Source organism: Corynebacterium sp., from assembly GCF_030538285.1.
In the GTDB taxonomy this organism is placed as follows: Bacteria; Actinomycetota; Actinomycetes; order Mycobacteriales; family Mycobacteriaceae; genus Corynebacterium.
This window is the reverse complement of sequence record NZ_JAUNUG010000031.1, coordinates 18,534-36,148: the sequence shown is the minus strand read 5'-3', so window position 1 is coordinate 36,148 and position 17,615 is coordinate 18,534. Positions and strand designations below refer to the sequence as shown.

Annotated in this window: 12 protein-coding genes and 1 pseudogene; 3 read left to right on the top strand and 10 right to left on the bottom strand. The window is 62.8% G+C overall.

Annotation, left to right across the window (positions count from 1 at the left end; all coding sequences use genetic code 11):
- Nucleotides 1–666, top strand: a pseudogene (locus Q4G50_RS10525) (nuclease); the annotation flags it as partial.
- 62 nt (nucleotides 667–728) lie between these two features.
- Nucleotides 729–1,364, top strand: a complete 636-nt coding sequence (locus Q4G50_RS10520) for a lamin tail domain-containing protein (RefSeq protein ID WP_303377616.1) — start codon at nucleotides 729–731, stop codon at nucleotides 1,362–1,364.
- Here Q4G50_RS10520 and Q4G50_RS10515 read toward each other — a convergent pair.
- From Q4G50_RS10515 to Q4G50_RS10490, 6 genes are all read right to left on the bottom strand, one after another.
- Nucleotides 1,361–2,041 carry a DUF2334 domain-containing protein gene (locus Q4G50_RS10515; RefSeq protein ID WP_303377615.1) on the bottom strand — a complete coding sequence of 227 codons (681 nt, stop codon included), beginning with the start codon at nucleotides 2,039–2,041 and terminating at the stop codon, nucleotides 1,361–1,363. The genes Q4G50_RS10520 and Q4G50_RS10515 overlap by 4 nt on opposite strands.
- Nucleotides 2,042–2,095: 54 nt before the next feature.
- Nucleotides 2,096–2,905, bottom strand: coding sequence for an LPXTG cell wall anchor domain-containing protein (locus Q4G50_RS10510; RefSeq protein ID WP_303377614.1), 810 nt, complete (start codon nucleotides 2,903–2,905; stop codon nucleotides 2,096–2,098).
- On the bottom strand, nucleotides 2,895–3,818 hold the full coding sequence (locus Q4G50_RS10505; RefSeq protein WP_303377613.1) for a class C sortase: 924 nt from the start codon (nucleotides 3,816–3,818) through the stop codon (nucleotides 2,895–2,897). Before Q4G50_RS10505 ends, Q4G50_RS10510 begins: the two co-directional genes overlap by 11 nt.
- Nucleotides 3,819–3,924: 106 nt before the next feature.
- The gene (locus Q4G50_RS10500; protein WP_303377612.1) at nucleotides 3,925–5,685 is read right to left on the bottom strand and encodes a SpaH/EbpB family LPXTG-anchored major pilin; all 1,761 of its coding nucleotides are present in this window, start codon (nucleotides 5,683–5,685) and stop codon (nucleotides 3,925–3,927) included.
- A 97-nt stretch (nucleotides 5,686–5,782) separates the two neighbouring features.
- Nucleotides 5,783–9,544, bottom strand: a complete 3,762-nt coding sequence (locus tag Q4G50_RS10495) for a SpaA isopeptide-forming pilin-related protein (RefSeq protein WP_303377611.1) — start codon at nucleotides 9,542–9,544, stop codon at nucleotides 5,783–5,785.
- Nucleotides 9,545–9,972: 428 nt separating this feature from the next.
- On the bottom strand, nucleotides 9,973–12,087 hold the full coding sequence (locus tag Q4G50_RS10490; protein WP_303377610.1) for a S9 family peptidase: 2,115 nt from the start codon (nucleotides 12,085–12,087) through the stop codon (nucleotides 9,973–9,975).
- Nucleotides 12,088–12,240: 153 nt separating this feature from the next.
- Here Q4G50_RS10490 and Q4G50_RS10485 point away from each other — a divergent pair, with 153 nt between their 5' ends.
- Nucleotides 12,241–12,870 (top strand): hypothetical protein, encoded by a 630-nt coding sequence (locus Q4G50_RS10485; protein ID WP_303377609.1) that lies wholly within the window; start codon nucleotides 12,241–12,243, stop codon nucleotides 12,868–12,870.
- Nucleotides 12,871–12,929: 59 nt separating this feature from the next.
- Here Q4G50_RS10485 and Q4G50_RS10480 read toward each other — a convergent pair whose 3' ends face one another.
- The 4 genes from Q4G50_RS10480 to Q4G50_RS10465 all read right to left on the bottom strand — a co-directional run bounded on the left by Q4G50_RS10480 (nucleotide 12,930) and on the right by Q4G50_RS10465 (nucleotide 17,613).
- Nucleotides 12,930–13,823, bottom strand: coding sequence for a phosphoribosylaminoimidazolesuccinocarboxamide synthase (locus Q4G50_RS10480; protein WP_303377608.1), 894 nt, complete (start codon nucleotides 13,821–13,823; stop codon nucleotides 12,930–12,932).
- Nucleotides 13,824–13,837: 14 nt separating this feature from the next.
- The gene (purB, locus tag Q4G50_RS10475; RefSeq protein WP_303377619.1) at nucleotides 13,838–15,277 is read right to left on the bottom strand and encodes an adenylosuccinate lyase; all 1,440 of its coding nucleotides are present in this window, start codon (nucleotides 15,275–15,277) and stop codon (nucleotides 13,838–13,840) included.
- Between the two features lie 27 nt (nucleotides 15,278–15,304).
- Nucleotides 15,305–16,276 carry a hypothetical protein gene (locus tag Q4G50_RS10470; protein WP_303377607.1) on the bottom strand — a complete coding sequence of 324 codons (972 nt, stop codon included), beginning with the start codon at nucleotides 16,274–16,276 and terminating at the stop codon, nucleotides 15,305–15,307.
- A 227-nt stretch (nucleotides 16,277–16,503) separates the two neighbouring features.
- Nucleotides 16,504–17,613 (bottom strand): pyridoxal phosphate-dependent aminotransferase, encoded by a 1,110-nt coding sequence (locus Q4G50_RS10465; protein WP_303377618.1) that lies wholly within the window; start codon nucleotides 17,611–17,613, stop codon nucleotides 16,504–16,506.
- Between the last annotated feature and the right edge of the window lie 2 nt (nucleotides 17,614–17,615).

Sequence of the window (17,615 nt, the reverse complement as noted above, 5' to 3'; positions counted from 1 at the left end):
GAGTCCCGCATCTTCGACGACGCCCGCTTCACCGGCACCGCCCGCCAGCCCCTGGCTCAGGAGTTCCGCACCGTCGGCGGCGAGGACACCTTCGTCGCCGTGGTCAACCACTTCAAGTCCAAGGGTTCCGTCGCCCAGGGTGACGCCGACACCGGCGACGGCCAGGGCAACAACGCCACCGTCCGCGCCAATCAGTCCCAGGCGCTCATCGAGCACCTCGGCGACCAGGCCGACTGGGCGGAGCTGCCGACCTTCATTCTCGGCGACATCAACGCCTACTCCCGCGAGACCGCGGTGACTGTCCTGGAGACCGCCGGCTACACCAACATCGCCGCCGCCCACGATCCGGAGCACACCAGCTACCAGTTCGACGGCAAGCTCGGTTCCCTCGACCACGCCCTGGGCAACGCCGCCGCCATGGCGCTGGTGCAGGACGCCCGGATCTGGAACATCAACTCCGATGAGCCGATCCTCTACGAGTACTCCCGCCGCAACTACAACATCGTGGATTTCCACGAGGACAACTACTTCCGCTCCTCGGACCACGACCCGGTCAAGGTCGGTTTCTCCTTCGGCGGCCACCAGGAGCCTGAGCAGCCCGTGCAGCCGGGGCGCCCGAACCGCGGCAGCTCCCTGAGCTCGGGAAGTTCCCTGAGTTCGCGCTAGTAGCTAATCCCAAGGTGGGGCTCCTAGGGTCGTGTCTACACATCAACCCGAAGGAGTCCCCCTTGTCTTTCCGCCCCGCCGCCCTTTCTGCCGCTGTCACACTCGCCGCCGTCGGTCTCGCCCCGGCGGCAAGCGCCGCACCGGACGGTGACCAGGTGATCATCAACGAGGTCTACTCCAACGGTGCCGGCCTCTCCGGCCCCTACCTCAACGATTTCATTGAGCTGTACAACCCCAGCGATGACACGATTCTTCTCGACGGCATGACCGTCACCGTCTTCGGCGGCGTTAACGGTGACAGCTATGGCAGCGTGGAGCTGCAGGGTTCCCTTGCCGCCGGGGATCACTTCCTGCTGAAGCTCAACAACTCTGCTGCATATCCCTCCGAAGGGGCGGTCGAGTTGGAGAACTTCGACATCACCGCGGATGTGCGTGTTCCTTCCCAGAACGCCTCCGTGTTGCTCGCGTTCGACGAGTCCACCTTGGATCTGGTCGGCTTCGGGGTGACCGAGCGCTATGAGGGCACCGCCGCCCGCGCAGCCGCCTACGACCAGTCCCTGTCGCGTACCGACGGCATCGACACCGATGACAACGCCGCGGACTTCACCTCCCAGGTGCCGAGCCCGCAGCACTCTGTCATTGAGGTGGCCGACACCCCGGAGGCTGGCGAACTTTCCGCGGAGCTGTCTTCCCGCTAAGCGACGACCGCCCGGTAGTCCGCCGGATTAGCCCCCGCCTCCACGGCGGCGACGGCGGCCTTGAGAAAATCATTCGCCACCTTCTTATCCGCTAGGTTGCGGCCGGATACGGACAAGCGGATGGTGTTCCCGCGGCCCGCGCCGCGCTGGGCGGCCTTGATCACGTTGCGACGCCACCACTTCGCCGCACCGAACCCCTCACCCACGGACAGGTTGCGGCACTGGATGAAGGCGGTCTCGTCCAGCAGGTGCAGCCCCCGGGTACTCGCCGCGAGGCGGAACCCAAACTCCGGCAGCACCTCAAGCGTGCCGGGTGACATACGCCAACGGGGCGGGGCGAACATGTCGGTGTCAAAGCCGATTTTGCGCATCTGCCGCGTCGCGCCGGCCACCCGCAGCCGCGCCTCGTGCGCCTCGAGGGTGGCGAATTCCGAGCGGCGCCCCTGCACCGCCTGGTCAAAACCATTGAGGATCAGTGCCCTACCGTCGGTTTGCTGCGCTGCCAGCCAGTCACGGGTCTTGGTGTCCTTGGCCAGGTGCCAGTTGCCGTCAATATGCGGCGCGACTAGCAGCGACACCGGAATCCCCTCGGCGTCGAGGTTCTTGACCATCCCCGCCACCGCTGACCTGGTGTCAGTGAAAATACTGGAGATGGATACCAGAAGCCGACCGCGCATAAGGGGCATTATCGCACGGTCGGCTGATGGTGTCTTGTTGAGTGGTGGCGATGCTTATCGACGTCGCCGTCGCGCCATCGACGCACCCGCCACGATGAGCGCGGCACCCAGCCCAACGGCGCCGAGCACGCTGGCACCGGTCATGGGCAGTCCGGTGCGCCCCGGCTGGCCGGGCTGGCCCGGCTCCGCAGGAGCATCCGGCTGCTGCGGAGTGGTCGTGGGGGTAGCTGGCGGAGTAGCGGGTGGTGTGGCCGGCGGCGTGCTAGGAGGAGTTACCGGCGGGGGCGGGGTATCCGGCGTCGTCGGCGGAACCGTCGGCGCATCCTTGGTGTTGACGATGATCTCGTAGTCCCAGAACGTGCCGTCTGCAGAACCGCTAGGCACGGTGAGCAGGAAAGGCGCGGACTTTCGGTAGAGATGCGAGGGGTTATCAATCCCGACCTCTTTCACCAGGTACACCCCGACCGGGACGCCGCTGATGCGCGCGAAGCCTTCGTAGTCCGTTTTAGCGCTGAACTCGAGATCGAAGGGACCGTCTAGGACATCGTCCACGTCGGCATTGCCGACCCAGTCCCAGCCTTCCTGGGTTCCCAGATCCACTCCGGCGATTCTCTGCACGGTGAACGTGACATTCGAGATCGTACCCGCCGGCAAGTCTGCGACCGGGGTGGTGTTGTACGGGTTCGGGGCCTTCTTGTGCAGGATCAGTGTCGCCGTGCGGTTGACGTCGATCTGTTCGATGCTGACGTTTGAGGTGTTGCCGGTGATGACGATGGCGTCGGCAAGCGGAATGACACCGAGCATAAGGGCACCGGCAGTACCAGCGATGGCGAGGGATGCCCGCGCCCGAATATTAGATCTCATTCTCGACCTCCATGTCGAAAGCGGCGCGCTGCATACGGCGCTTGCGCTCGCGGCGGACCACCCACAGGAGAGCAAGCAAGCTGAGGAGCGCGGCTCCGAGGAAGATCCACATCCACGGCTCGATCCGGAACGGAATCTTCTCGTTAAGCTGATTTTCCATTTCCGGGGTGTACTCGACGCGCTCACCGCGGACGAGCAGGCGGTGGGTATTGATGCCATAAGGAGTACAGGTGAAAAGAGTGAGAAGGTCGCGGCCCTCTTCGCGGTTGAGCTTCTCCGTCTCGTTCGGCAGCACGACGTTGATCTCATCGACCTGGTAGGCGAGGGTCTCATTGTTCACCTCGATGAACATGAGGTCACCCTCCTTCACCTTGGTCAAGTTATCGAAGAGCGTGGCATAGGGCATGCCCGAGTGGCTGGTGATCACGGGGTGGTTGCCCTCGCCGCCGACCGGCAGGCCGGTGCCGTAGAGGTGGCCGGCACCGTTCTCAATGACCTCATCAGTTGTGCCATGGCGGATAGGCAGGTCAATGTTGGCGGAAGGAACTCGAACGCGCGCCATGACATCCGTCAGCGCCAGGTAAGACAGATACTCGTCGTAGGCCTGGGAGCGAGGTAGGTCCTCAGCAATCTTCAGCCACGGGTCAAGAATCGGGATGCCCGGCAGGGTCGCATTGTACTCGCGGGCTTGGGCCAAGTTGGCCTCGAGTTCCTCCGTGGAAAAGGTCTTCAAGTTCGAGTTGTACTGACGCGCAAACTCCGTCTGCTTGACGTTGTTGTACTGCGTCGCCACCACCGGGTAGATGAGGATGGCCACGCCAGCGAGGATGAGCAGCATCGTGATGATGAGCTTGCGGCGCTTCGCCGCACCGCCAGCCGATGGCTGAGGTTTGGTGATCAGGGCATGGGTCACTGTGTACTCCAGGTGGTGAAGGATCCGGGTGATATTCCGGGTGGTGCTATTTAGTTGTGCAAGTTTGGGGGTGGGAGGCCCCAGGGCGGGGCCTCCCGGTCACCGACTAAGCGGTGGCCTTGTCCTCACGACGGGAAGACATGGTGTAGTAGGCGACACCGCCGCCGACGAGCACGAGGCCGGCCAGGGAGAGCAGGGCCAGGCCCTGTCCACCGGTGAGCGGCAGCTCGTTCTCGATGTTGTCGGCCTGGTTGGTCACGGTGGTCCAGGTCCAGGCAGTGTTATCGGTGCTGGTGCCAGCCTCGGTGAGGGAGAACTTCACCGGCTCAGCCAGCAGCTGGTAGCCCTCCGGGGAGACGATCTCCACGAGGCAGTAGTTCTGCCAGCCGTACTTGTTGGCGTACTGGGCACCATCGAGGTAGCCGTCGTTGTTACCGGTAGCGGACTGCTCGACGCCATCGTTGTACCAGCTCGACAGGCGCAGGAACTTGGAGGTGACAGCGTTGCCATCGGCGTCAGAGACGATGGTCTCCAGCGGGGTCTGGCCCTGGAGGTCAGCAGGAGCACAGGAGCCCGACTCGGTGGTAGCACCTTCGGTCTGACCGACTGCACGGTAGACCTCGAAGGTAGCACCTGCGAGCGGTTCGGTCTCATCGCCGGTACCGGTGACACCGACCTTATTGATGCGGATCTTGCCGAACTTGGACACAACCTCGTTGGTCGGGTCTCCCGGCGGCGGCGGCGGGTTCTCCGGGTCCGGGGTGGGAACATTGTCACCGGCGGACGGCTTCGAACCCGGCCAGACAACAGCCTGGTTCTTGATCTCGCCGGAATCAGGGACGGAAGTGACCTCGGTGACGAAGTCAACGACGATCTTGGAGCCGCCCAGCGGGGCAGCCTTGTCCAGGCCAGCATCGGTCAGCATGACGATGGTCATGCCGGCCGCGTTGGTGGTGACGGTGTAGTCCACTCCCGCGGTGAGCAGGGTGCCATCGGTGGAGGTGGTCGGGTCACCCGTAACACCGACACGCACTCCAGCGACGGACTGGAACTCGACGTGATCGTTGAAGGAGTCACCGACCCACAGCATGTTGAGGTCGTTGTGGTCTACGACCCCGTCCGGCCCGGTGTAGCCATTGGCGTCCGGCGTGCCAACGACGTCGCCGTAGTTGGGGATGTCAGCGGAGACGCGGTAGGTGAGGTTGTCGCCAACCTCCGGGGCGTCCTGGTTCTCGACGCCGGTGTTGCCATCGAGGACTGCCTTGTGCGGCTTGGTGACCTTGTCGTTCTTCGGGTACACGTGGACGTTGTAGTTCCACGCGTTGTTCTCGGCATTGGTCATCGGCAGGGTGACGTAGAACGGCACGGCAGCGGTGTAGGTGGTGCCGTCCTCGGTGGTCGGCGGAGCGGTCTCCACGACGTAGTAGAGGCCGACCGGCAGAGCCGGAGTGGTCACGCCGCCCGTGGCGGAGGAGGTAACGGTAGCAACCTGCTCCATGTTGGCATCGGCCGGCGGGACAGTGCCCTGGGCGTAGTAGGCCTTGGCGGCCTCCCAGCCAGCGTTGGTCTTCAGGTCGACGTCGGTGACGCGGTAGATGGTGAACGTGGCACCCGCGAGGCGCTGTGCATCGGCCGGCAGGTTCTCGTCGCCAGGCTGCAGCATCTCGCCGTCCGGGTTCTCACCGACGGTGGGGCCTTCGTACTTGTGGATGGTCAGGGTACCGGTGTCCTCGGTGATGGTCACCGCAGACAGGTTGGTCGGCGCCGTGGCGGACATCGCCATGGGGGCGGTGCCGAGACCGAGGCCAGCGATGGCAATGGTTGCAGCTGCGACCGTCGCCAAGCGGCGGGACTTGGTGTAGCTCATGGTGTGCTCCTGGAAAGTAAAGGAGTGGAAGGGGAATATTCAGTTATGTGCGGGGTCTGCGGCTGCAAGACCTCGGTCCCCGCCCGCTGCCGAGAAATTACTCTCTACGACGGCGGACGGAAGTTTGTGTGTGGTGTATTCCGGCTGCGGCCAGGAGTACTACTCCGACGGCCAGGAAGACCCATCGTCCGGGACCACCCGATGCCGGGAGATCACCCTTGATGACATCACTGACCACCAGAGTCAGTTTGTCCTCTCCGGTAATCTCGACCAGGCCCTCGGAGTGGAGGACGAGTCCGTCGTCAGTCATTTCCACGTGGATCGGAGCCGCGAGGAGCTGGAACCCGTCCGGCGCCTGCGTCTCAACAATCCAGTAGTGACCGTTCCTGACTTCAGTGGTCGTGAACAACGCGCCGTTCTGCGGATCGACCTGGACACTGTCCTCCAGGGGCTGCGCGCCGTTGGTGGCGGGGTCAGTTTCATAGAGCACGAACTGCGCGCCCGGGATCTGACAGGTATCCACGTTGACGTCACACCCCAGACCCTGCTTCTCGATGGAGAAGGGGCGAAGCTTTGGCGCGACCACGGGGATACAGGCGAGGTTGTCCTCGGTCGGAATGACGCTGTAGTCCTGGTTCTCGTTCCAGATCGACGTCACGTTCGGCACACCCATGGTGCTATTGGTGTGGGCTGCACCCCTCGTGGAGGTGTTCACGCACTGACCGAGAATCTCCGCATGCTGCTCGAACACGGTGCCCGGGAAGGTGGAGGACTCCGAATTGTCCAGCATCAGCGGGATCTCGATGCGGAATGTCACCTGTCCGGCGTCTCCCGGCTGCAGATTTTTGATCGCGGTGGCCAGGGTGTAGCCGTTCTGCAGGTCGGCAGCCGTGTATGTCTTGGCCGGATCAAAGCCCTCAGCCACGGCACCGGTACCATTCGCATCAAAGGTCACTGTGGCGAAAGTGCCCGGTTCCCAGATCAGACCGGCCGGGACGCGGAAGTACTCGTTGACCGGGCCGGTCTCGCCGGCGACAGTGCCGTCGTTAGTGACGGTAATCGTGTACTTCATCGTCACGCGCCCCTCAGGGTCCGGCTCCACGGCAGTGCCGATGTGCGGGTTATCACCGACCGGATCATTCTGCTCGGCCGGAGCCTGCTCAGAAGGAGTCTTCACGACGTGCACCGGCGGGGTCGGGATGTTGTTGATCCGACAGGTGACGTCGTCACCCTCGACCAGCCTGATGGCCCCATTTGTGTCCGGCACCTTGGCCGAGTCACAGGTCCAGGTACCGGTGCGGTAGTTCGCGGCTCCAGCGTGGTTGGCGGACTCCGCTAGTCGGTAGGAACCCGGCTTGACGTTGGAGCTCACAGCAATATCACCCGAGTTCGGGGACTCGCCAGCAAGGCTGGTCGGGCCCAGGGCAGTAAGCGTGAAGAACCTGGCGTCACCGGCCGGACCGCCGTCAATGTCCTTGATCAGCGTGAGCTTCGCCAGCTTTGGTTCCTCGACGGGCACACAGGCGTCATTGTTCTCATCGCCATCCAGGTCATTGTCCATGGTGACCTTGTTGAACAGCCCCTTACCCGGGGTGCCACCTCCGCTGGTTTCACAGACACCGGCGCTCGCCCAATCAGCCGTGTTGAAGTCAGCCTTCACCTTGAGGGTGACCACGTAACTGCGCACCGCGCCACCATTCAGACTCTCACCCGGGATGGTGAAGTTCCCGGAGTCGCCCTGGGACTGGCCGTCGAGAAGAACGTCTTCGATAGTGAAGCCAGCGGGAACGGTGATGCTGTCAGTGATAGCCGGGAAGGTGGCCGGCTGCTCACCGACGTTGGTCACCTGGACCAGGTAGCGAACGGTAGCGTTGCCGTTGTTGTCGACGGTGATTCTGGTACCCGTAGTACCCGGCTCCGTGACGGTGCCGTCGGCGTTGATGACGGACTTCTGGACCTGGACACCGTCCTTAACGGCAGTACTGGGGAAGTTGCAGGTAGCCAGATCGGCGATAGCGCCCCTGGGTGAGTAGTAGCCGTCAATCCACACGGTCGCAACACCAGTGTTCATGTCAACGGTATAGATTTTGTTATACCCCGCTCGTGTGCGGTCGTTCGTATTGGCCTGGTAGCTGTTGGAAATGATCAGGTCGCCGTCCTGGTTGAACGCGATTCCGTAGTTGCCAATGGACCCAGTAACCGATGGGGAAAGGGTGAGTCGCGTCGAGGACGTCGGGCTAGCCACCCCGCCGGCAGCGATGGCGGCCGAACTGTAGGTGACAAGAATGCTTCCCGAACCAGTAAGCACGTAAAGGTTGCCATCACCGTCAAAGACAAGGTCTCGCTCCGGGTTGTTTGGGTCGAGCCCACCGAGAGTTGCGACCTGCTGCCAGCTACTGGCAAATCTCTGCCCATCCCAGGCGAGCTTGTTAAGAGAAGTGCCCGTGATGGTCCACAGATTGCCGTCCTTGTCGAAGCCCAAGGAGTTGGTACCTCCCGGCAGAGCCATGACCCTACTGTGCCGGGTACCGTCGTAGACCCACAGGTCATTGCCCCCTGTGCGACTGAGAGCTGTGTTGTAAAAGATCTTGCCGTCCTGGTGCTGGGTCACTGCGATAGCGTCGGAAAAGGGGTTGATCTTATCAATCACGGGAACAGGGAAACGCTGATAAGTGTTCGTTGATGGGGTGTAGTATCCGATCTCACTCGTGGAAACCACCTGCCCCTTTGTCTGGGACCAGTAGATGTTCTGCTCACACACGGCCCCCGTGGAGGTACTGCCACCGGGTAGACGGAGAGACACCATGGCAAAGTCATCAACGCTGGTCAGAGGCCGTGCCATCTCGATGGCCATGTCATAGCCATAGCGGACGACGTTACCGTCAGCAGCAAATCGTCCCGGAAGACAGTCCAGGAGACTCACCTGACGACGAACAGTGATGGTGGTACCGGCCTCAAGCCAGGTGTCACCAGTCCACGTAGTCGGATCCCAGTTCCAGTTCAGAGAGTCACGCCACCGAGCATCCGGAGCTGTCGTGGTCTGGGGGAAGGTCGGCGGAACCGGGTCGATCGCACGGTATTCACGGTGCTTTCCCAGGACATCATTGGTGATGTCGACGCCTGCGGCGTCGGTGATGCGGATGGTGTTCGCCGCGTCAGGGTTTTCCGCGGCATTGACAGGCATTCCCTCGACTGCGAGGATCTTTCCATTTGACTCATCTGCGAACTTGATGTCCAAGAGCCAACCGCCTGCTCCCGTCACCTTGGTTTCAAACTGATAGATATCAACGCACCTGTCGTCCGTGTTCACCACACGAACATCGCCGGGCTCCAGCGCCAACGTCGGGGTGACGTCGGTTTTGATGGATGCCGTGGCGTAGATCATGGCCCCGGCGGCGGCATCGGGACTAATCCTTGCCTGCTTCTTGAAGGTGATGGCACCATCAGCAAGGTTCTGGAACATCACCGTGCAGGAGATGTTGTCAGGGTCACAGGAGATACTGGTCGGCGCAGAGGAGGCGCCCGTAAAGTCAGCGGCGGTGACCGCAGAGGCGAAAGGCGCGTTGACATCAGCCGACACGGTGATAGTCGTGGTGGTGTTTGTGCCCTGCTCGGCCATCTTCTCGATCGTGAAGATACCGGTGTACTCAACGACCTTGCCTGGGGCAGGATCCCCGCCGCCCACGACAGAGTAAGAGAGGGTGACCTCGTTGCCCGGAGAATCCTCCGCCGCAGGCTCGAAACTGGCCGGAACGTAGGCCAGGCTCGGCACGGCCACAACCATGACGATGAGGAGGCTGACAGCCATGCCCAGGAGCACACGGAGTGGCCAGAAGGCCCGCTCGAGTCTGAGAACCATTAACAATCACCTGCGACAGTAGAAACCGGCACTCACAGAGCTACACCCTCAGTTGGTTGAGGATGTGTTACGAAAGGCTCGACCAATCTTGGAAATAAGATTGCCGAAAGCTGGCAATCCCTTTACCGACGCGGTCTTCTTACAACTCTCTGAGCGTTGCTAAGGAGGAGATTACACCGCCCCCCCCATGGACAAAGGTTAATCACAGGCCATGGCCAGGTACCTACAACTTTTGCCATGGAAACCAATTTCTAGATGTCTATACCTGCAGGTCCCGGGGCGCGCACCCCTCTACAGGCCCGCAGGAGTGCGCAATAAATAGGCATTAAAGTGAGGTAGATCACAAAAATCTAGTGGCCCAGGTCACCCTGTCGGACGCCGCCTGCCCCCCGAGATTTCCCCCCGAAAAACCTGCACTTAATCTAAGCTCAGACCTTCACAGCCCTAGAAGCGTGCAACGTCCAGGCGTATTCGAAGGCCGTCTGACGCCACCGGGCGTAGCGCCCGGAAACACCTCCGTGACCAGCACTCATTTCGGTCTTGAGCAGGAACTCGCCACCAGTGGCCGTCGCCCGCAGCCGGGCGATCCACTTGGCTGGCTCGACGTAGAGCACGCGGGTGTCGTTGAGCGAGGTAATGGCGATGATGTCCGGGTAATCTTTCGCCTCCACGTTTTCGTAAGGCGCATACGAAGCCATGTAGTCGTAGACCTCAGCGTCCTCATAGGGGTTGCCCCATTCATCCCACTCAGTGACGGTGAGAGGAAGCTCAGGTTTAAGCATGGAGGTCAGCGGGTCGACGAAGGGAACCACCGCCTGAATGCCGGCAAAACGGTCCGGAGCCATGTTAGCAATCGCGCCCATCAGCATGCCGCCAGCGGAGCCGCCCTCGGCAACAAGACGGTCGGGGGCAGTAAATCCCTTGGCAATAAGTGCGTCGGCCACCGCGATGTAGTCGGTGAAGGTGTTCTTCTTGCTCAACTGCTTACCGTTGTCGTACCAGCTGCGGCCCATCTCACCGCCGCCACGGACATGGGCGACGGCGAATATCATGCCACGGTCCATGAGCGACAACCGCGAGACAGAGAAGCCGGGATCAATGCTCGACTCATAGGACCCATAGGCGTAGAGCAACGCCGGCTGCGGCTGCGTGCGGTCGAGGTCCGCGCGGTGCACGATGGAGACGGGAATCTCCGCGCCGTCCTCTGCGGTCACCCACAGCCGGTAGGCGGTGTACTCAGATGGATCGTAACCGCCACGCACCTCCTGCTCCTTGAGCAGAGTGAACTCGCCGGTGGCCACGCGGTAGTCATAGAGCCGGGCCGGGGTGGTGAAGGAGCCATAAGAGATGCGGATGACCGGGGCGTCCCATTCCGGGTTGCCCAACGAGCCGGCCGTGTAAAGCTCCTCGTCGAACTCCAGCTCAGAGAAGTGCCCGTAGCCGGTCTCCGGCAGAACCATGAGGGCCAGGCGGCCGATGGCGCCGCGTCGATAAGCAACGACAATGAAGTCGCGGAACGTGTCGACGCCCTCGATGCGCCAGTCATCGCGGTGCGGGATGAGCACGTTGAGATCCCGCAGGTGCGGCAGCTCGTCGATCCCACACTCGCCGACCTCGAAGTTCGCACCGGCGGCGTTGTGGGTGACGATCCACCGGCTCTCCCCACCGATCACCGCATGGTCAACGGCATATTCGATACCCTTCTCGCGCGGCCACAGCACCCGGAACTCACCTTCCGGGTTATCCAGCTCCAGGACACGGGTCTCGGAAGTGATCTTGGAGGCGGCCTCGATGACCAGCCACTGCTCGCAGCGGGTGGCGCCCACGCCCGTGAAGAACTGCTCATCGGCCTCGCGGTAGACGCATACGTCCTCAGACGGGTCGGTGCCGATGCGGTGGCGCCACACCGAATCGGGGCGCCAGGCAGCATCAACACGCTGGTAGAACAGGTGCTCCTCCCCCGCCCAGGTGGCGCCGTAGTAGATGTTCTCCAGGACGTCCGGCAGTAACTCGCCAGACTCCAGATCCTTGATGCGTAAGGTGAAACGCTCATCTCCTGTGGTGTCGACGGAGTACGCCAGGAAACGGCCCGAGGTAGTCACTGAGGACGCCCCGATGGAGAAGAACTCGTGTCCCTCGGCCAACTCGTTGAGATCGAGCAGTACCTGCTCACCCACTGGTCGGCCCTCCTCCGGGATGACCGGCGGCACCCACGGGTCCTGGCCTTCAACCACCGGGATGCGGCAGCTCAGGCCGTAGTCCTTGCCCTCGATGGTGCGGCCGTAGTACCACCAGTCGCCGGCCCGCTGTGGGACGGACATATCCGTCTCCTTGATGCGCGAGCGGATCTCGGTGTAGACCTCCTCGGTGAGATCCTCCAGGTGAGCGGTCTGCTGCGCCGTGTACTCGTTTTCCGCCTCGAGGTAAGCGAGGGTCTCCGGGGACTCCTTGTCACGCATCCACTCAAAATCATCAGTGAATGTTCGCCCGTGGAACTCACGGGTGATGGGGTGGCGCGGGGCGGTCGGCGGCATGGAAGTCATGCCCACCGATCTTAATAGGGCGTGGTCGGAGGGCAGCTTTCGGTTCTGCACAGGCTGCAACAATGTTCCTAATCACCTGCCTTATAGTGGCGAGGTCGAACAACTGATATCCCCCTGTGTCTTTTCTGCCTTAACTGAGCTATCCTCAGGATCATGAAGCTTCTCATGCGCGTCACTGCGATCAGCGCCGCAACGGCACTGTGCGCGATCGCCTTCGCTGGCCCCGGCACCGCCCAGCAGGATTCTCTCGATGACCTGCTTCTTGATGAGCCCGCTCTTGAGTTCCCTGCCGCAACGGACGACCTTCTTCCTGAGCCCACGGACTCCACCGAATCGCCTGAACTCACCGAATTAACCGATGCAGAGATACTTGAGCAAGCTCTCATCGACCCACTGCTCCCGGTAGTTCCTGCCGGTGAATCTCCTGAGTTCCTGGCCCGGGCGGAAGCCATTAACTTCGAGTTGGAACGGATCTTCCCCTTCGCGACGGTGGAGTGGGATCCCGAGATGGTGGGCATCTACGAGATCGACAGGAACTCCACGGCATTTTCCACCCCCATTGACGACAATAAGTGCGCCAGCGAATTCCAGTTCGCTGGCGAGCTACCGGAGCAATCCAACGATTCGGTAGCCGCCTTCGTGATGTGCGATGGATTGGCCGAATCCACAGGTCAGATGGAATGGATGCAGGCAAAGCCCACCCTCTACAACGGCATCACCCAAATCTATGTGGACCATGTCGAGCTTGACGGAGTCATTCACACCACAGCCATCCTGTACTAACCAATGACAAGGGGGCCCCGAGCACACGCTCGGGGCCCCCTTAGCAGTTCAGGCGTGAATTACACGCACTCGCCGACCCAGGTGCAGAACTTTTCACCTGAGAGGCGCTCGTAGGCCTCGATGTAGCGCTCGCGGGTGGCCTCCACCACCGAGCCCGGCAGCGCCGGCGGCGGGGTGTCATTGGACTGCTCCCAGCCGGACTTAGGGGAGGTCAGCCAGTTGCGTACATACTGCTTGTCGAAGCTCGGCTGCACCTTCCCCTCCTCGTAGCTGTCCGCGGGCCAGTAGCGGGAAGAATCGGGGGTGAGGACTTCGTCGGCAAGCACGAGGGTGCCGTCCTCGTCGAGGCCGAACTCGAACTTCGTGTCCGCCAGGATGATGCCCTTGGCTTCGGCCAGGGCGGCGGCCTCGGAGTAGATGCGCAGGGTGGCGTCGCGAAGTTCGGTGGCGCGCTTTTCCCCGAGCTTCTCGACGACCGCCTCAAAGCTCACGTTCTCATCATGATCACCGAGCTCCGCCTTGGTGGCCGGGGTGAAGATCGGCTCCGGCAGCTTCGACGCCTCGACCAGACCTTCCGGCAGCTCAATGCCGCAGACGGTGCCGTCGGCCTGGTACTCCTTGAGCCCCGAACCGGTGAGGTAACCGCGGGCCACGCACTCGAACGGCAGCATCTTCAGCTTCTTCACGATGAGCGCCCGGCCCAGCACCTCCTCCGGGATCCGCGGATCATCAATCGGACCGGCGAGGTGGTTCGGGAAGTCGATGGCGTTGAAGAAGAACACGCTCATCGCCGTGAGCACCCGGCCTTTGTCCGGGATCTCCGGATCCAGGATGTGGTCGTAGGCTGAAATGCGGTCGGAGACGACCATCAGCAGGGTGGTGTCATCCACCTCGTAGATCTCCCGGACCTTGCCGGCGGAGAGGTGGTTGTAATCAGACAGCTCAGGACGCATGACTGGGGAGTCTATTACAGAATCTCTCCGGGCTTGTACTGGGCGGCGGAGGGGTGGGCGTCGACAAGCACCTGAACGCGGCGCAGCACGTGCTCAACCTGCGATTCCGCAGCGCCGATGAAGGCGTGCTTGTCGGCGAGTGCGGCGTCGAGATCCTGCTGGGACATCGGCAGTCGCTCGTCCGCGGCCAGGCGCTCGATGAGATCCTGCTCCGCGCCGTTCTCACGCATGTTCAGCGCGACGGCCACGGCGTTTTCCTTGATGACCTCGTGTGCGGTCTCCCGGCCGACGCCCGCGCGGACCGCGGCCATGAGGATGCGGGTGGTCGCCAGGAACGGCAGGTAGCGCTCCAGCTCGCGGTTGATCATCGCCGGGAAAGCCCCGAACTCATCGAGGACGGTGAGGAACGTCTCGAACATGCCGTCCAGCGCGAAGAACGCATCCGGCAGAGCGACGCGACGGATGACGGAACAGAACACATCGCCCTCGTTCCACTGCTGGCCCGACAGATCAGCGACCATCGTGAGGTAACCGCGCAGGATCACCTGCAGGCCACCGACGCGCTCACACGAGCGGGCATTCATCTTGTGCGGCATCGCCGAGGAACCGACCTGGCCCTCCTTGAAGCCCTCCGTCACGGTCTCCGTGCCGGCCATGAGGCGGATCGTGTGCGACAGGCTCGACGGGCCCGCACCCAGCTGCACCAGGGCGGAGACGGCATCGAAGTCGAGGGAACGCGGGTAGACCTGGCCGACAGAGTCGAAGATGCGCGCAAAACCCAGGTGATCAGCGATGTTGGTCTCCAGGGCGGCGAGCTTCGCCTCATCCCCACCCATCAGATCCAGCATGTCCTGCGAGGTACCCATCGGGCCCTTGATGCCGCGCAACGGGTAACGGGAAAGGAGATTCTCGGTGCGCTCGATGGCCACCAGCATCTCATCGGCAGCCGTGGCGAAACGCTTGCCCAGCGTGGTGGCCTGCGCCGCCACGTTATGGGAGCGACCCGCCATGACCAGGGACTTGTACTGGGCGGCGCGGTCCGCGATGCGGGCCACCACGGCAACGGACTTATCGCGGATGAACTCCAGCGAACGGACGATCTGCAGCTGCTCGACGTTCTCCGTCAGATCGCGGCTGGTCATGCCCTTATGAATGTGCTCATGGCCGGCGAGGGCGTTGAACTCCTCGATGCGCGCCTTCACGTCATGGCGGGTCACCCGCTCACGATCAGCTATCGACGCCAGATCCACCCGGTCGATCACCGCCTCATAAGCATCAACGGCCTCATTCGGGATATCCACCCCCAGCCCCTGCTGCGCCCGCATCACGGCGATCCAGAGCTGGCGCTCCAGAATAATCTTGTACTCCGGACTCCACAGGTGCGTCAGCTCGGCGGAGGCGTAGCGGTTGGACAGGACATTCGCGATCTTCTTCTTATCAGCCACGCCCCTGATTATCGCATGAGCTCACGCGGGGGTGTCTCAAGCCGCCTTTATCTGCTGGGCACGCAGCGCCTGACGCACCATGCCGATAAACTCGGACTCCCCACCCTGCATGGTCACCAGGTTGCGGTAGGCGGCATGAAGCATGGTGTACCCCTCATTCTGCAGGATGCGCTCCCGCTCCCGATCCTTCTTCATCTGCGTGAACGCATCCGCCCCGGTGGATCCGTCATACTTCACATCCCCGTGCAACTCATTGGCGATGGTCCCGTTGAGCACGTGATCAATCCGGTATTTCCCACCCAGCACCGGATGCTGGACCTTCAGCGACATCAACTCCGGGAGATCTGCCGTGACGATCTGTGCCCGACCCCAGGACTCCAACGGACTCTCCGCCCGCGGATCCGCCAACCGCAGCGCCTCCCTCGCCTGCGCGATTCCCGGCGCGGGGCCGTATTCGTCGAAACGCTCCCTCAACATCTCCTTCGTGGCCCCCTCGAGCGACAAGGCCGCGTCGAAACTGACGATCGCCTTCTCCACCCCGTGCCGCCGGGCCAGATCAAAAAGCGTCCGCGGCAGATCCGTCACCCGCAATCCATTCCTCACCACGACATTCTCCTCCGCCAGATGCGAGGACCAGTAATGGACGGTCCGCGGCCACTGCCGCTTCGGGGGTCGAGTGTTCCTCCCCGGGAGATTGAGCTCCACGTACTCATCCCGGCCGGGGACCGGGAGTCCGTGGACGCGGGCCGCTGACCTACCCACCAACGCCGCCTTCTCTACGCTCATGCCCACCGCCTGGATGCACACCTCCTCCTTCTCCCAGGGTTTCAACCCCTCCCAGACGTGCGTCGGCACGACCACCTCTGGGCAGAGACGCAGATAGCTACCGTCTTTGATCGCTTGCCGGAGTGCTCGGTTGCCGAGCGCTAACGAAGGGAGATGGATGAGGTGCGTGGCCGTCTTCCAGTCGCGCATTGGCTTGATGAATTCGCGGAGTTTCTCGCTCATGCCGCCAGTATGAGCGCCCCGGCCGCCACGCAACAGGGGTACTTTCCACCTGTGGATAACTCGCCCGAAAACGGGGTGAAGTTATCCACAGGGCGGTGCCGATAGGTATATCTCGTCAGGTATACCTCGGCATCTATAGGTCGAGGAGGCCGAGCCCGCGCGGGGCGCGGCACTCGAGAGATACCTGGGAAGATATACCTGACGAGATATACCTATCCGCGACCCCCTCAGGGCCGCACGTACTCCCCCAGGCGACGGATCGCCTCGCGGGTCTCCTCCTCCGGGGCGCACAGGGTGAGGCGCACCCAGTGATGTCCGTCGATGGGGTCGAAGTCGACGCCCGGCGCAAACGCCACACCGATCTCCTCGATGAGTTCGTGGCACCAGGCCTCGGAATCATCGGTGACATGCGCGACGTTGAGCCACAGGTACAAGCCACCGTCGGGCTCGGCCATGGTGGTGAACCCGGCCTTGGGCAGTTCTTCCAGGAGCACGGCGCGGGCGGCGGCGTATCGTTCGACATGGCCGTCAAGCTCCGCGCGGGCCTCCGGGGAAAAGGCTGCCCGGCCACCGACCTGGGACACCGCCGGGGCACACAGGGCGAGGGAGGCCTGCAGGTTCTCGATCGGGGTAACCAATTCATCAGGCACGATGAGCCAGCCGACGCGCCACCCGGTCATGGAGAAGAACTTCGACAGGGTGCCCACGACGATCGCGCGGTCGGAGAATTGCCGGGCGGTGGCCAGCGGCCGGCCGAAGCTCATGCCGTGGTAGTCCTCATCGGAGATGAGCACGGCGTCGTTGTCCTCGCACCAGGCGGCGATGCGCTGAAGCTCCTCCGGGTCGATGATCGTGCCGGAGGGGTTACCCGGGGAGGTGACGATGACCGCGCGCGGGCGCTCGGGCAGCGCCTCGAGCATGGCGGCCGTCGGCTGGAAGCGGGTCGACTCGTCGCACACGAGGTTGACCACGCGGGCCCCGAGCGATTCCAGGATGTTGCGGTATGCCGGGTAGCCGGGGCAAGACAGAGCGACGTTGTCCCCGTGGTCGAGCACCGCCAGGAAGGAGGCGACGAAGCCGCCGGAGGAGCCGGTGGTGATGATGACGTTGTCGGCAGAAGTCCGCACCCCGTAGGTAGCGGAGTGCCAGGAGGCGATGGTCTCGCGCAGGTCGCGGTCGCCGATGACCTCGGTGTAGCCGAGGGCGGAGGAGTGCAGTGCCTCCTCCACCGCGCCGAGCACCGGGGCCGGGGCACCGGTGGTGGGCTGCCCGGCGCACAGCATGATGGTGTGCTTGCCTTCGCGGGCGCGGCGGTGCACGATGTCGAGCATCTGCATGA

Coding starts and splice junctions, on each gene's coding strand:
- Q4G50_RS10515 (WP_303377615.1), bottom strand. CDS start 2,041: ATGCGCGGTCGGCTTCTGGTATCCATCTCCAGTATTTTCACTGACACC.
- Q4G50_RS10510 (WP_303377614.1), bottom strand. CDS start 2,905: ATGAGATCTAATATTCGGGCGCGGGCATCCCTCGCCATCGCTGGTACT.
- Q4G50_RS10500 (WP_303377612.1), bottom strand. CDS start 5,685: ATGAGCTACACCAAGTCCCGCCGCTTGGCGACGGTCGCAGCTGCAACC.
- Q4G50_RS10495 (WP_303377611.1), bottom strand. CDS start 9,544: ATGGTTCTCAGACTCGAGCGGGCCTTCTGGCCACTCCGTGTGCTCCTG.
- Q4G50_RS10490 (WP_303377610.1), bottom strand. CDS start 12,087: ATGACTTCCATGCCGCCGACCGCCCCGCGCCACCCCATCACCCGTGAG.
- Q4G50_RS10485 (WP_303377609.1), top strand. CDS start 12,241: ATGAAGCTTCTCATGCGCGTCACTGCGATCAGCGCCGCAACGGCACTG.
- Q4G50_RS10480 (WP_303377608.1), bottom strand. CDS start 13,823: ATGCGTCCTGAGCTGTCTGATTACAACCACCTCTCCGCCGGCAAGGTC.
- Q4G50_RS10470 (WP_303377607.1), bottom strand. CDS start 16,276: ATGAGCGAGAAACTCCGCGAATTCATCAAGCCAATGCGCGACTGGAAG.
- Q4G50_RS10465 (WP_303377618.1), bottom strand. CDS start 17,613: ATGCAGATGCTCGACATCGTGCACCGCCGCGCCCGCGAAGGCAAGCAC.